Source organism: Collinsella sp. AM41-2BH (assembly GCF_003468085.1).
Classification (GTDB): Bacteria; Actinomycetota; Coriobacteriia; order Coriobacteriales; family Coriobacteriaceae; genus Collinsella.
The window spans coordinates 10,962-23,876 of sequence record NZ_QSGH01000023.1 but is presented as its reverse complement, the minus strand read 5'-3'; the positions used below and the strand labels follow the sequence as shown (position 1 = coordinate 23,876).

Below are 12,915 nucleotides of genomic sequence, written 5' to 3'. Positions count from 1 at the left end.
TGAATGTGGGAGGTGTTCGGATAAAGTTGATAATCAAGGTGTGCCACTAAATAGCTAAATGCCAAACCGCTGCTCGAGGCGGAGCACATGGCGGCAGGGTATAATTTGATTGTCATAGATTGCAATTTGGAGGTGCCCCATGAATGCCCCCGACGCGCTCCAAAACATCCGCTCAAAACACCCCGTTGCATATGTGGTTCTCTATCTCTTTGTCGGCTGGGCATTGCTGGTTGTCATCACCCATGCCATAGCTTTTGGAGCAGAACTGCTGATAGCCAGCTCGGACCAGCCCGTCGTCAAATGGGAGACGACCGATGAATGCACCGACGGAACCCGAACCATTTACTACAACAGCCCGTCCCTCTACCAAGAGTTCAAGGTCAAGATAAAGGACTCCAAGATTGTCGATGCCGAACTGGGCTCTTTATTTACAATCGGAGCAACCGTCAACGCCGAGCAAGTCGAGTACACGGACGGCCATGCGACGTATCGTATCGACCTCAGCATCCTAGGCCGACCGTCACGCGCTTGTCTGCTCGAATGCGATATACGCGGCACCACACTACACATGTCCGAAATACAGATGCGCCCGGACAAAAGAAAGTGATATATGGCCGAGTCGGAAGAGACTAGGCATAGACTTGTCCGCCTTCGTAGGCAAAACGCAGGATGAGCGGGGCATTGTTGCGCACGAAATCATCGAGTTCTTTGAGGTTCGCTTCGCTAAAGCCCTCGTGTGACACCCAATTGAATGCCGGCAAGATACACTCCGCCGTGTCAAAACCCCAATCGCGCGGGCGCTCCACAACAACCTTCACCGTGTTGTCCTCCCGGACTTCGGAATACGAAACCTGCGTATCGTCCTCGAGGCGGACATATTCCCACATCATAAGCTCGCTCCGTTCAAAGGGTTCTCTTCTTGAGCAGTATACCCGCCTGCGCAGCTACTCCACCGGCTTGAAGATGGTGGCCTGACCGAAGACGCTGCGGATGAGGTCTTTGGCCTCGTCCTCGGTCTGCGGGATGCTCGGGGCTGCGCCCTGATGGCCGAAGGGGCTGCCCGCACCGGGGTTGGACTCCCAGGGAGCCGCGGGGGCGTCGTCGCTTGCGGGGGCCGCGGGTGCCTCCGCAGCGGGCTTGGGCGCGGGCGTCGCACCCGGCACGTCGAACGGAGGCAGATCGTCCCCGCTCGCATCGCCAGCGAAGCCGCCGACCATGGCGTCGTCGTAGGGCACCTGCTCGGATTCCCACGGCGCGGACTGCGCGACAGGCTGAGCCTTCGGGGCAGCCGAGCGCTCGGGCGCACGGGGTGCGGGCTCGGTCGGGAGCTTACCCGTGGCAGGAGCGCCGGCGGGGTTGTCGGAGCGTAGCCAGGGGGCTTTGCCCAGGTCAGACGACTTGGGCGCGGGCGAGACGGGCTTGGGCGCGGGTGTCGGAGCAGCCGGTTTGGGTGCCGCGGGCTTAGGCGCCGACGGGGTCGATGCCGCTACCGGCGCCGCTTGCTGCTGCGGCGCGCTGGCGCTCGAGGATACAGGGGCCGCCGAGGACACGGGTTGCGGGTCCGCAGATGCCGCAGCCCGTGCAGATGGAGAATGCTCCTCATGTTGAGGAGCCGGCGTGCCACCCCCACCCAGGACATAGTCGACGGTACGACGACCGAAGACCGCGCAGACCGTCGGCAGGACCACCGACTGCGTATCGGCGCGACCGAGCATCTTAATGGCAAAAGTCGAACCCGCGGGGAACGAGACCGTGAGCTTGGAGCCGTCGTCGGCCGTGGCGCGGGCGTTGAGCAAAAGCCCTGCGTAGGAAGCCTGACGCGCCTTGACACGCTCGACAACCTCGGCCCATTTGCGCTGCAGCTCTCCGGCATCATCGACCGCGGGCGTCTCGGCAGTACCGGCGGCGGCAACCTGGGCGGCATTGTTGGACTGGGGCTTAGGTGCCGGAGCGGTGGCAGGCGCGGGGGCCGCAACGGGCTGAGGCGTCGGAGTTGGCGCAGGCTGAGGTGCAGGCGCTGCAGGCTTGGAAGCTGACACGGACGCAGAACGGGACGCAGGCTGGGCAGCCGGAACAGCAGCACCACGGTCCCAAGGCATACCGCCCTGGCGCGCGGACGTAGCAGCGGGGGCAGCGGATGCCGCCGGAGCGGCAGCACGAGCGCCCGAAATGAGCGTCGGCTGTTGGGCAGCAGCGGGTACGGATGCTGCAGGCGCAGCGGCCTGAGCAGCAGCCACGCTCGCCGGCACGGCGCCGTTGGCAACCATGGCCTCCAAGCGAGCCACGCGCTCGGCCAATGCTTCAATCGTTAAATCAGCCTCGGGACGTGCCAGACGCGTACAGGCAATCTCGAGCACCAGGCGCACGTCGCTCGCGCCCCTCATCTCCAGTGCGGCATCGTCGAGCACCGTCAGCACGCGGGCCAGGCGGTCGGCAGGATGCTCGCCAAAGGCAGCGGCCTCGGCAGCAAGCGCCTCGGCCTGCTCGGAGCCGCCCTCAAACAGCTCGGCACGGGCACCGGCAACGCAGGCAACGTACACGTCACGCACATGCGCTACCAGGTCGCGCGTCAGCTCCAGCAGGTCGTTTCCTTCCTCGACCTGCGCACGGATCAGTCCATAGAGCTCGGCAACATCGCGATCGGCAATGGCGCGGGAAAACTCGCCCAGAATCTGGTCCGAAACCTCGCCTAAAAGCGAGCGGGCATCGTCCGCATGCACAGAACCGTTGCCAAAAACGCTCAGCTGCTCCAGCGTGGAGAGCGCGTCGCGCATGCCGCCCTTGGCATGGCGCGCCACGATGGCGAGCGCCTCGTCGTCGTAATCGAAGCCCTCCTGCTCGCACACGTATGCCAGGCGACGCTCGATATCCTCGTTGCCGATGCGGTGGAAATCGAAGCGCTGGCAGCGCGAGAGGATGGTCTCCAGAATCTTTTGCGGGTCGGTGGTGCACAGCACAAAGATCACGTGCGCCGGCGGCTCCTCGAGCGTCTTGAGCAGCGCGTTGAACGCCGCCGTCGTGAGCATGTGGACCTCGTCGATGATATAGATCTTGTACTTGCCGCGTACCGGGGCAAAGTTGACGGAGTTGATGATTTCCTCGCGCACATTGTCCACGCCCGTGCGGGAGGCGGCATCGAGCTCGTAGACATCGGGGTGGTTACCCTCGGCAATGAGCTCGCACTCCTCGCAAGTACCGTCGGGCATGCAGCCGCTTGCACCCTCGGCGCGCGCCGCCTCGGCATTGCGGCACAGCAGCGCCTTGGCCAGAATGCGCGCCATGGTGGTCTTGCCCGTGCCGCGCGGTCCGCAGAACAGGTAGGCGTGGGACAGGCGCCCCTCGGTGATGGCGTGCTCGAGCGTCGAGACGATATGCTGCTGGCCCACCACGGAGTCAAAGGTGAGCGGGCGATACTTTCGGTACAACGATTCCATGGGTGCTCCCCCGGGTATACTGAGTCTTGTTGCCGCGGCGGCCATGCGGTCGCACGGCATACTGCATTCCATAATAACCCGTACGGCGAGCCCGCCGCGATAGGAGTCCAAAGAGCATGGCAGACGCAGAGAGCAACCTCGTTCCCTCCGAAGCAGCCGACCAGGTCGAGGTCGCGCTCGAGGAGCAGGCCGCAGCCGACGACGGCATCCTGTACCTCAACGAGTACCAATACGAAAACGACCTCGTCACCGACTTCGCCCGCCTGGTCGCCTCGCCCAGGCGTCGCGGCTCGCTGTATGTCGCCGCGGCAATTGCCGCGCTCATCGGCATCGGCATGCTGGTGGCCGGCGGCAACTGGATCAAGTTTGGCGTCGTCTTGATCGTATTCGGCGCCTTTTTGGCCTGGTGGAGCAAAAACCTGCACCACACCCTCGCCCGCGACTTTATCGACGCCGTTGAGGCCGACGAGTCCATGGGTGGCCGCTATCGCCGCGTCGCCGCCAACGAGGACGGCCTGATGGTTTGGGGCACGAGCGGCAAGTCGCAGTTCTTCCCGTTTGAAAAGCTCGACCACGTGCTCGACGGCGAGCGCATCTTTGTGGCCATGTTCGCCGACCAGGGCGTGACGATCCCTAAGGACACCTTTGTCCGCGGCGATGCCGAGCAGTTCGGTCCCTTCCTTAAGGCACGCATCAACAAAAAACTCCGCATCGAGACCAAACGCAAGAAGATGAAGGCAGAAAAGGCCGCTGCCGAAGCAAAACAGGGCGACAAGCCCCAGGAGACCAAGGGCAAGCAGCGCAAGCAGAAGAAGAGCAAGAAGAAGCGGTAGGCCGGCCGACACCGAAGGCGCCTCGTCCCGCGCCCGATTCCGGGCCGGGGCGCCTGGAATCGGGCGCGCGTACCGCCAATGGACCCGTTTTGCCTTGCTCTCGAGCTATTTCACTTCAAACCTTAAGAGCCTCCGCTCCGGCAGATCGGTCATCTTCATCGTGTAAGTCCCGGGAAATGCTTTCTCAAAACGGACGGTCTCGTAACCTTCGAAATAGTCGTTGGTGTTCTGCATCATAAATGGGACGAGCAACTCGTTTTCTGCCCCAACCTCCACGGCAAACGCAGCAGAGCCGCCAAGGACCGGCATGGCTTGCGTTATCAGATCGGTATTGACTACAAAATCATAGTTTGGCGCAGACTCCGGAACCAGATGCCAAACATACGCTTTGATTCCACCGTCGATATTATCCCTATTTCTGACACGCATCTTTACGGCGATAACGCACGTGATGTCGGCATCCTTCAGTCTCGTTTTCGTATCCACGGTGCCATATTTTGAATAATCGTCATGTGCTCGTTTGAGATACTCGCGCGGCGTGAGCAACTCTGCCCCGTCTATGCAAAACGAATACCCATCAGTCACCACATCCTTCGACCCCAGAAACGCTCCATCCATCGAGAGCCATTCGCCCTCCGCGTAATATTTCTCAGGAATGACCGTCCGGTTCCCGTTAACGACGCTCACCCTCATGCCCGCAAGGCCGGCAGCAGCACAGCAAAAAAGCGCGAGCGCCGATCTTCTCGTCCACAGGGTCTTCTTCATCGCGCTCACGACCTTTCCCGAACTTTCACAACGGCACCGTCGCGCATGCAGTAAACCCGATCGGCCAGTTCCTCGAGCACCTCTCCGTCATGGCTGGACAGAAGGACCTCACGACCCGTTGATGCCGCCATCGCCACAACGCGCTTGAGCATTTCAACGCCCGCTTCGTCGAGGGCATTCGTTGGCTCATCGAGAACAAGCAGCTTCGGCTTCTCCATAATTGCCGCAGCTATCCCCAGACGCTGCTTCATCCCAAGCGAGTATGCTCGGAACTTCTTTTTTTCGTCTGCATCGAGCCCCACGAGCCGCAGGGCAGAGCGAATGTCCTCGGGGGTGGCAACGCCCTTGATCTGAGCGATGAGCTTCAGATTGTCGTAGCCAGACAGATATCCCAAAAAGGAAGGCGCCTCGATCAACATCCCCAGACTCGGCGGGAACGAGATGTCCGCCCCAAGCCTTTGGCCATCGATAGAGATTTCGCCTTCGGTAGGCTTGATCAACCCGCAAACCGCTCGCATGAGCATGGTCTTACCCGAACCGTTTATCCCCTGAAGCCCGACCACAGTCCCAGGGTCAACCTCGATGGACACGTTGCGCAGGACATCGTTTTTACCCATGCGCTTCGATACGCCCCTTACGATCACACTCATATCTTGTCCCCCTTTTCTATAAGGTCGGCCCTTCGAAACCACAGTCCACCCAACGATAGGCATAACGACATAAGCCCAATTGATGACAAGACACTCGAGCCCGCCGCGATTCCCTCTTTGACAATTCCACCCCAGCGCAACAGCATCAAGGCGTTACCCAATAGCGCCCAATGTCGTGCATATGCCGAGCAGATCAGGTAGCTCATTAAAACCACAAACGAGACTGACGACCCAAGCACAAACCCAACCGCTGCCTGCGCAAACGCAAGCGCCTCAAAAGCAAATAAGAGACCTATGAAAAACGGCAGCGCATCTGCCTCGGCAGCTTTGAGAAACCACGGCGCCAAATTAGCCAGTTGAAGCGACTCACCATGAATGACCGCGCTGAACGAGGAGCTCACCACCAAGCTCCAAATCACAACAGAGCAAACCACCACGAGCAGTGAAAATGCCGTTACTGCCGCCACCAAGATAAAACGCGAGACCCACCAAAGGGTTCTTGCCCGGCATCGAACAAGCGCTTGCAAACCAAACCCGTGCAACGATTCGGCCGGATAGTCGAGTGTTGTATAGAGAATAAGCAGAATGAGAAATAGCCATCCTAGCGGAGGCACAAACATGACCCCGGGCCTAGGCTCAAACGGAGCAGATCCGGCAAACACGAGCGCAAGATTATCCGCAAACCCCAAGGTATCCGTTCTAACCCCATACACAGAAGACAATCCGTAGGCGTACACCAAGTTCGCAACGGTCACTGCCGCAATTGCAATAAAAGTGATGATGTTCTTCTTCAAAACGGTCCTCAGGTCCGCGGCGACCAGCCTAAACAGCATCAGACCACCTCGCGTCTTTTCCACGCCCCAGAAAAAGCCAACGAAGCAAGGGTCAATAATATGATTTCCGCAAAACCGGCTCGAATGTCTGGCCAGTTATTCAGCGATTCCGACCTGATGCTGTTGAGGATATTGCAGTTAAACCCCACACAAGCCATTACGCCGAAGATCCAGCCATTTGCAAAATGCCACGCAACCATTAGCAGATACGGGACAATTATCGCTTTGATTCTGCTACGAAACAAAATTGAGAAGCCAGTTACAGCCATGGATAAAGTCCCGAGCGTGACAGCATCGAACAGCGTGTATGCGAGCACATATGACAAAGGATGCGAATAAAATAGACCGGAGAAGTAGCTATGCAGGTAAAGTCCTACGTAAGTCGACTCATCGACCCGAGGAAGATACGCAGGAAAAAGCATCGAGACGATCAGGAAATTGACGAGCAGAGGAATGGCAGTCACTGTAAACGCGGAGAGGAAAGCAGACAGCATCTTTACGTTCACGTACGCCTTTCTGGAAACGCGCGTGCATATCTGCATGTCATAACCACTCAAACGCTCAAAGAGACACGACCAAGATCCAGCCAACATTGCAAGCAGGGGCAGTACATAGAAAAACACCGACGCAGACAGTGGCGCGTTCGCGCTCACAACAATCCAGTTACCGAAGCTGCTTTCACGTGTTTGACCGAGATAATTTTCGGCTTGCACGCCAACGCCGTAACCAAAAGAAAGAAGGTTGTGGCGCTCTTTTTCCAAATTTGCCCACGGCTCCAGCGCGGCAGCTATTGCAACTGCGACCGCAATCAAGAGAGCAAGGATAAAAGCTGGACGTCTAATCGTTTTCGACAGTTCGTATCTTGCGAGCTTTTGGTTCATACGTCCTCCTCCCCCTTCCGACCCAGAAAGCCGGAAGGGAGCCATTTCAAACAACTATGCGGGAAGCTTGTGGAAATGCCCGACGCAGTCGGGGCTCCATACACCAATAACAGTGCCGTAGCCAGACTCCGCCCATGCAGTCAGTCGCGCCGCAGATCGCCCGTTCTCACGGACGAGGTTATACATTTCCCACTGTCCCTTGTGATTCGAACGATACGTTCCCTGAGTACAATTCATGCTGCCGCTACCGCTTGTGTTATACGCACCGTCTGTATATAACCGAAGCGGATTTCCCGTATGGCCCTGGATATCCAGATAGAGCGATGAGGAATCATCCTTTTGACGGTAGCCAGTTGCACTCGTCCCGGCACATTGAAAACTAAATGCCTTATCGGCATTGTTCGTACAGGTCGTAATTCCCGTATCGGCGTTTTGAGTAATGCTGGAAACCTGAGAGGTGTCAAACTCCTCTTGTGCAAACGATGCAGCGGGAACCCCTAGGGACAGACCAGCTGCAATCACCAAGCCGACTCCGATTCGAGCAATAGCGCTCCTTGGCTTAATCATGGCCTTCTCCAATCAAAAGCGGTTAACAATGCGTCGACGCACGGCAACCTTCGCATGAATAGAGAAAGATGTCTGTAAACACCCGCTATTGAGTTGATTGCTCAGGCGTTTACACGTTATTTACCTGCGATAACAATAAAATTAGCTCCGCCTTATTCTTGATCTTCAACTGGCGGTAAGATGCAGACCGCAGCGCTTGCACCGTAGATGCAGCGTAACCGACATCCTCCGCAATGGCCTTTGTCGTTGCCCCCTCTGCCGTCATCAGCAAAATTTGCGACTGAACATCAGAAAGGGAGCGCGACGTAAGCAGGGCCAGCTGGCGCACGCGGGCCGTTTCGGTGGACCCGTTCGCCCGGTACTCCAAGACGGCCTTCTCGTCCTCAACCGAGCGGGCGAGCGCGATGTGCGTAACGAACATGGGCACAGACCAGCAAACAATCACCGTTGCCACGACGACATTGACAGCCGAACTTTGCCCCAACAACGACGCGAGGAACAACGGCTCGAAAACCGTCAGATCCTGCACCATATTGAGCAAGACAGCCCAAACAGGAGCCGTCGCCCCGAAGCAAAGCATCCATATCCCAAGCATTTTGCGCTGCGGACAGCTTCGCATCACTATATATGTGAGCAGCACCCCCGTCAGCACCGCAAGTCCATGGATTCGCCCCCTAGCGACCGCATAGATTAAGGCAACCATGCCCATTGACACCAACGGCACGATAGCCCGAGCATGGGCATGCACCTTAAACGGACGCAGCCCAACAGCGAGCGAAGCCGTAGACGCCACGCCGCAAAACAGGACCGGCACAGCCATCAACGGAACGCGTATGCACATCAATGCCGCGATATAGATAAAAGACCATTCCACAGCAGATAGCACCGCCCATACGTACGGGCTTCCGAGCCAAATCGCTTCACCCGCTCTATCCAGCGCAGCGCCACGATTCGCTTTTCCACCCGCGTAGCGTAGCGACAGAAGCAGTCCGAGACCCAATGCGTAGCTTAAGAGGGAAAAGGCGACAGCCCGCGAAACACCGGACCCCCAATCGCTATCCGCCATTACCAAGGGCCCCGCCGCAAGGAGGATAAAGAATAATGTGAGCAGGTATCGAAACAGCCGGCGCGTTCGAGCTGATGCCACTATATCGTCAGCATGCCGCTGCGGTAGCTCATGCCCTACAGTATCGCCCTCACCCGCAAACAGCGCCACGAGCTCGCGTGAGCCCGCAACCGACGCCTTCCCGTATGCTCGGTGAAGCGTTGTTCTCACCGTCGATGGCTTCGTATCCGTCTCCTTGGCAATTTCCGCCGGCGTTTTCCCTTTGAGCAGCAGTCGAACAAACTGCTCTTCTCTAGGCGACAGGGCAGGGGAAAACACCCCCGCATCGAATGTGTCGGACGCACAGGCGATATCCGAATTGTTGTCCCGTTTCCCCCTTAGCAACATGCATACGAAGGCAGCAGCGATAACGGACCCCATCGCCAGCAATGCAATGACCACGGCATCGCTTGCGAAGTATGCCGCCTCAACAGCCGGAATAAGACCAATAGGAACTGCTACGAGCACAGAACAGGCAAACACGTCGCGCCGCCCATGGCCAAAGGCACGAGGGCGGCAAAACGGCGGGGCCACAGTCAATGCGAGATAGACCAACGGAATTAAAAGCGCAAGGCCAATTGACGCGGCCGTTACAGGGGGCATCCCCCATGGCTCGGGAACGACTCTCCATGAAACTCGACAGCAAAACAGCAGGCAAGACATGACGGCTATTGTTTCTGTAAAAATCGCGTCCTGCGGGTGACGAGTTTCCCTTTCGTCAGTCCGTGTCGACCTCTGCGTCAAAGGAGAGTCCGCCGTGCCCCAAATAACATATGAGAGAAGCAGCGACCCAACAAAGCACGAGACACACGAAACGCCATGTAACAACCAAATCGGTGCAAACACGATTGGAATAGAGTCTCCGCGAGCATAGAAAGCCAGGTCGGCCCATTCGGGAACCGTTGCAATAACACCAAGGAAAACACCGATGGCACCGAGATGCCTCGGCCTTCTCATTCCCCCCTTGCATAGCGCAGCACCATGAACAAACGCCGCGAGGCATGCGCCCAGGATAACGAGCCAGGTCATTGCACCTGACGCTAGGCCGATTGAAGATGAAAACCGGTGATAAGGGGTGACCGCCATTACGACAAGCGCAATGGCGCAGGCAAATGTAGCAGAACGGCGGGAAAAGAGCATACGGCCTCCATAGCGTGTCATTATATCGCTCGAGCCGCTCGTTTATCTCTGTTCTCACACCAGCCAGCATCAATGATTCAGGCGAACTCCAATCCGCGCCAGATCACGGTCCGGCTTTTGTTCGCAGTCCCCACATCAAAGCGGGATGCGGTTTCCTTTTGGACGCCGGTTCGGAAAGCGCATCCCGTTCCAGGGCAATATTCTGGGATGCAGTTTCCGCAGCCCACCCCATTTGGAAAGCGCATCCCATAATTTGGCTGAAAACTGAGATGCGCTTTCCAAACGAGCCGAAACGGGCCGAATCGATCGGGCCACCTCGCATCCCGCTATCCTCGCCATCTGCCCGAGCGTGCTACACTAGCAGCATCTATGCCACCGCGAACGGCTCGGCCCCGCGCCCGCCGCTCGCAAACGAACTTTAAACGCACGAGGGTTGGCCATGCCGCTTTTCTCGCAACATACCGCCCGGTTCTCGCCGGACGTTCCTTTGGAGGGCACCAGCTCTCGCGAGCTGCTCAAGCGGTACCAGCCGCTCGAGACACTTGCGACCGGCGGTTTTGGCTCCATCGAGATCTGCCGCGACACGCACCTGCGCCGCCGCGTCGCCATTAAACGCATCCCCCTTATCAACGGTGCCGGCATGCCCGCTAGCGACATCATGGATGTCCTGCGCGAGGCGCACACTGCCGCCATGCTTCAACATCCCAACATCGTGCAGGTCATCGACTTTACGCACGACACAGCCTATGCCTACCTGGTTATGGAATATGTCGATGGCATGTCGCTGGCCGAGTTTTTGCACCGCGCGGACGGCCACTCACTTACCTTTGACGAGGCCGCGGCCATTGCCGATGCCCTGGGCCAGGCGCTCACCTTCGCCCACAGTAATGGCGTACTCCACCTGGACATTAAGCCCGCCAACGTGCTCATCGACCACTCGGGCAATGTAAAGCTCACCGACTTTGGCATGGCGCGGCTGTCGTCCGCCGGTGGCTTTGGCGGCTCACGCGGCGGCACCATCGGCTACATGCCGCCCGAGCAGCTCGATATCGAGACCGGCACGGTCGACGAGCGCGCCGATGTCTTTGCCCTCGCCTGTGTGATCTACGAGGGCCTGTGCGGCAGCGCTCCTTTTATGGCGGCCACGCCCGCCGACTCGCTCGGCCGCATCATCGGCGGCGCCACCTATCCCAGCGAGCTGATACCACACTTTCCCCCGGGAGCCGAGGCCGCGCTCATGAGCGCGCTCTCCCCCATGCCGCAGGACCGCCCCAACAGCATCGAGGCATTTTGCGACCAGCTCCTTGCCGGTCTGGGCAGCGTGCGCGAAGGCCGTCGCAGCCTGGAGCAAATGGTTGGCGAACTTTCGGATGACGAGCAGGAGCTCGACGATATCGAGCCGTCGCACTACGAGGACGACACCATCGAAGTCGACCCCGCACTCGGCTGGGCAGGCACGCGCTGGAGCCATGCGCGCGACTACGCCATGCACGCTATCTCGGCGCTAACGTGCGGCGCCTTTAGCTTTTTGCTGATGCAGACGGCCGGCGTCGCGGCGCTTCCCGGCCTGGTCATTGCGGCTATCGCGATCGGAGCGGCGGCCGGCCTGGCCCCCCAGATTGGCTCGGCCATCTCGGCTGTGGGCTTTTTGGTGCTCATGGCAAACGCCACCATGCAGGCACAGGGCGTCCTGTCGATGTTGCCCGTCGCGGTGATCTTTGCCGCCGCCATGTCCGGTTGGTGGATCGCCTGGGGTCGCACCGAGGCTGCCGCGAGCGCCGCACTCACCTGTGCACTCGCGCTTGGCTGTCTGACCGGCAATACCTTCCTGGCAGCTGGGGTCACCGCCGGCGTCGCGTCATTTTGGCTCGGCCCGGCAAGCGCCGCCGCGGCAACGGGCATGGGCGCACTTTTTGCCCGTCTGGCCACGGTCGCGCTTTCAGCCGGAGGCGTGCTGGGGCTCGGTAACGTTGCCGCAGCGCTGGGAGACCCACTCCTTTGGGCTGCCTTTGTGCTGGTAGCGGCAACTGCCGCGGCGTCATCTGCGCTGCTCAACGCCCATGCCAAGCGTGCCGATCAGGGCTCAAACCTTGCCGTAATCGCCGCCATCGCTGTCGCCGGCATCGGCTGCGCAGCGGCGTCCTGTCTTGCACACCATATGGAAATTGCCAGCCTTGCAGCCGCGGTCGTCGCCAAGGCGGCGGTTGCGGGAACCCTATCCTCTATAATCGTTGGGATATGCCTATATTTGCTCGGATACCAAAGAACCTATACGGAGAGTGATCTTTCGTGAACTTCCTGAACATCTTCGAGGACCACGTGGCCGGCATCTTCGGTGCCACCCGTGCCCCGTTCTCCTTTAAGAAGCTTGCCAAGCAGGCCGCTCGCGACATGGAGGATCAGACTCTGGTGATCAACGGCGTCAACACGGCGCCGGCACTCTATACCATCCTGATCGCCGCCGACGACGATCCCATGCTCGCCCCGTTCTACCCCGAGCTTTCGCGCGAGGTCCGCGAGTTTGTGAAGGCGCAGGCCGAAAAGCGCCGCTATGTCTTTGTCGGCGAGCCCCTCGTGCGCTTTATGATCGATCCGCAGCTGCGCGCCGGCAAGTTCTCGGTCTTTGCCGAGAACGTCGATGCCCCCACGCTCGGCCGCCTGTACGAAGAAGAGCGCGCCTATCAAAACGGTCTGGGCCAAAACAACT

General features: G+C 59.1%; 12 protein-coding genes. 4 read left to right on the top strand and 8 right to left on the bottom strand.

What is annotated here, in order from left to right:
• Positions 1 to 139 precede the first annotated feature (139 nt).
• Entirely contained in the window at positions 140 to 607 is a 468-nt protein-coding gene (locus DW899_RS09440) for a hypothetical protein (RefSeq protein ID WP_089573258.1), read from the top strand.
• Positions 608 to 629: 22 nt separating this feature from the next.
• On the opposite strand, the gene DW899_RS09435 is transcribed toward DW899_RS09440, so the two are convergent.
• Both DW899_RS09435 and dnaX read right to left on the bottom strand, forming a co-directional pair.
• A complete protein-coding gene (locus DW899_RS09435) occupies positions 630 to 890 on the bottom strand; it encodes a hypothetical protein (RefSeq protein ID WP_117800817.1) in 261 nt (86 codons plus the stop codon).
• Between the two features lie 54 nt (positions 891 to 944).
• Positions 945 to 3,434 carry a DNA polymerase III subunit gamma/tau gene (gene dnaX, locus DW899_RS09430; RefSeq protein ID WP_158549375.1) on the bottom strand — a complete coding sequence of 830 codons (2,490 nt, stop codon included), beginning with the start codon at positions 3,432 to 3,434 and terminating at the stop codon, positions 945 to 947.
• A gap of 116 nt (positions 3,435 to 3,550) precedes the next feature.
• On the opposite strand from dnaX, the gene DW899_RS09425 reads away from it, so the two are divergent.
• Positions 3,551 to 4,267 carry a hypothetical protein gene (locus DW899_RS09425; RefSeq protein ID WP_089573261.1) on the top strand — a complete coding sequence of 239 codons (717 nt, stop codon included), beginning with the start codon at positions 3,551 to 3,553 and terminating at the stop codon, positions 4,265 to 4,267.
• 105 nt (positions 4,268 to 4,372) lie between these two features.
• On the opposite strand, the gene DW899_RS09420 is transcribed toward DW899_RS09425, so the two are convergent.
• The 6 genes from DW899_RS09420 to DW899_RS09400 all read right to left on the bottom strand — a co-directional run bounded on the left by DW899_RS09420 (position 4,373) and on the right by DW899_RS09400 (position 9,551).
• Positions 4,373 to 5,032: a DUF5028 domain-containing protein gene (locus tag DW899_RS09420; RefSeq protein ID WP_117584193.1), complete on the bottom strand. Its 660-nt coding sequence runs from the start codon at positions 5,030 to 5,032 to the stop codon at positions 4,373 to 4,375.
• 5 nt (positions 5,033 to 5,037) lie between these two features.
• Positions 5,038 to 5,682 (bottom strand): ATP-binding cassette domain-containing protein, encoded by a 645-nt coding sequence (locus DW899_RS09415; RefSeq protein WP_089573263.1) that lies wholly within the window; start codon positions 5,680 to 5,682, stop codon positions 5,038 to 5,040.
• Complete coding sequence (locus tag DW899_RS09410) at positions 5,679 to 6,476, bottom strand: hypothetical protein (RefSeq protein ID WP_158566608.1); 798 nt, start codon at positions 6,474 to 6,476, stop codon at positions 5,679 to 5,681. The genes DW899_RS09415 and DW899_RS09410 overlap by 4 nt, the downstream gene beginning before the upstream one ends.
• Positions 6,477 to 6,514: 38 nt before the next feature.
• A complete protein-coding gene (locus DW899_RS09405) occupies positions 6,515 to 7,396 on the bottom strand; it encodes a hypothetical protein (protein ID WP_117800811.1) in 882 nt (293 codons plus the stop codon).
• Between the two features lie 54 nt (positions 7,397 to 7,450).
• Positions 7,451 to 7,963, bottom strand: a complete 513-nt coding sequence (locus tag DW899_RS10495) for a hypothetical protein (RefSeq protein WP_124785772.1) — start codon at positions 7,961 to 7,963, stop codon at positions 7,451 to 7,453.
• 109 nt (positions 7,964 to 8,072) lie between these two features.
• Positions 8,073 to 9,551 (bottom strand): helix-turn-helix transcriptional regulator, encoded by a 1,479-nt coding sequence (locus DW899_RS09400; protein ID WP_158566607.1) that lies wholly within the window; start codon positions 9,549 to 9,551, stop codon positions 8,073 to 8,075.
• A gap of 1,096 nt (positions 9,552 to 10,647) precedes the next feature.
• Here DW899_RS09400 and DW899_RS09395 point away from each other — a divergent pair.
• Both DW899_RS09395 and DW899_RS09390 read left to right on the top strand, forming a co-directional pair.
• Positions 10,648 to 12,501: a serine/threonine-protein kinase gene (locus DW899_RS09395; protein ID WP_117584196.1), complete on the top strand. Its 1,854-nt coding sequence runs from the start codon at positions 10,648 to 10,650 to the stop codon at positions 12,499 to 12,501.
• The coding region (locus DW899_RS09390) for an FhaA domain-containing protein (protein ID WP_199570312.1) at positions 12,498 to 12,915 on the top strand (418 nt) is incomplete at its 3' end. The genes DW899_RS09395 and DW899_RS09390, both read left to right, overlap by 4 nt.

Coding starts and splice junctions, on each gene's coding strand:
- DW899_RS09440 (WP_089573258.1), top strand. CDS start 140: ATGAATGCCCCCGACGCGCTCCAAAACATCCGCTCAAAACACCCCGTT.
- DW899_RS09435 (WP_117800817.1), bottom strand. CDS start 890: ATGATGTGGGAATATGTCCGCCTCGAGGACGATACGCAGGTTTCGTAT.
- dnaX (WP_158549375.1), bottom strand. CDS start 3,434: ATGGAATCGTTGTACCGAAAGTATCGCCCGCTCACCTTTGACTCCGTG.
- DW899_RS09425 (WP_089573261.1), top strand. CDS start 3,551: ATGGCAGACGCAGAGAGCAACCTCGTTCCCTCCGAAGCAGCCGACCAG.
- DW899_RS09420 (WP_117584193.1), bottom strand. CDS start 5,032: ATGAAGAAGACCCTGTGGACGAGAAGATCGGCGCTCGCGCTTTTTTGC.
- DW899_RS09415 (WP_089573263.1), bottom strand. CDS start 5,682: ATGAGTGTGATCGTAAGGGGCGTATCGAAGCGCATGGGTAAAAACGAT.
- DW899_RS09405 (WP_117800811.1), bottom strand. CDS start 7,396: ATGAACCAAAAGCTCGCAAGATACGAACTGTCGAAAACGATTAGACGT.
- DW899_RS10495 (WP_124785772.1), bottom strand. CDS start 7,963: ATGATTAAGCCAAGGAGCGCTATTGCTCGAATCGGAGTCGGCTTGGTG.
- DW899_RS09395 (WP_117584196.1), top strand. CDS start 10,648: ATGCCGCTTTTCTCGCAACATACCGCCCGGTTCTCGCCGGACGTTCCT.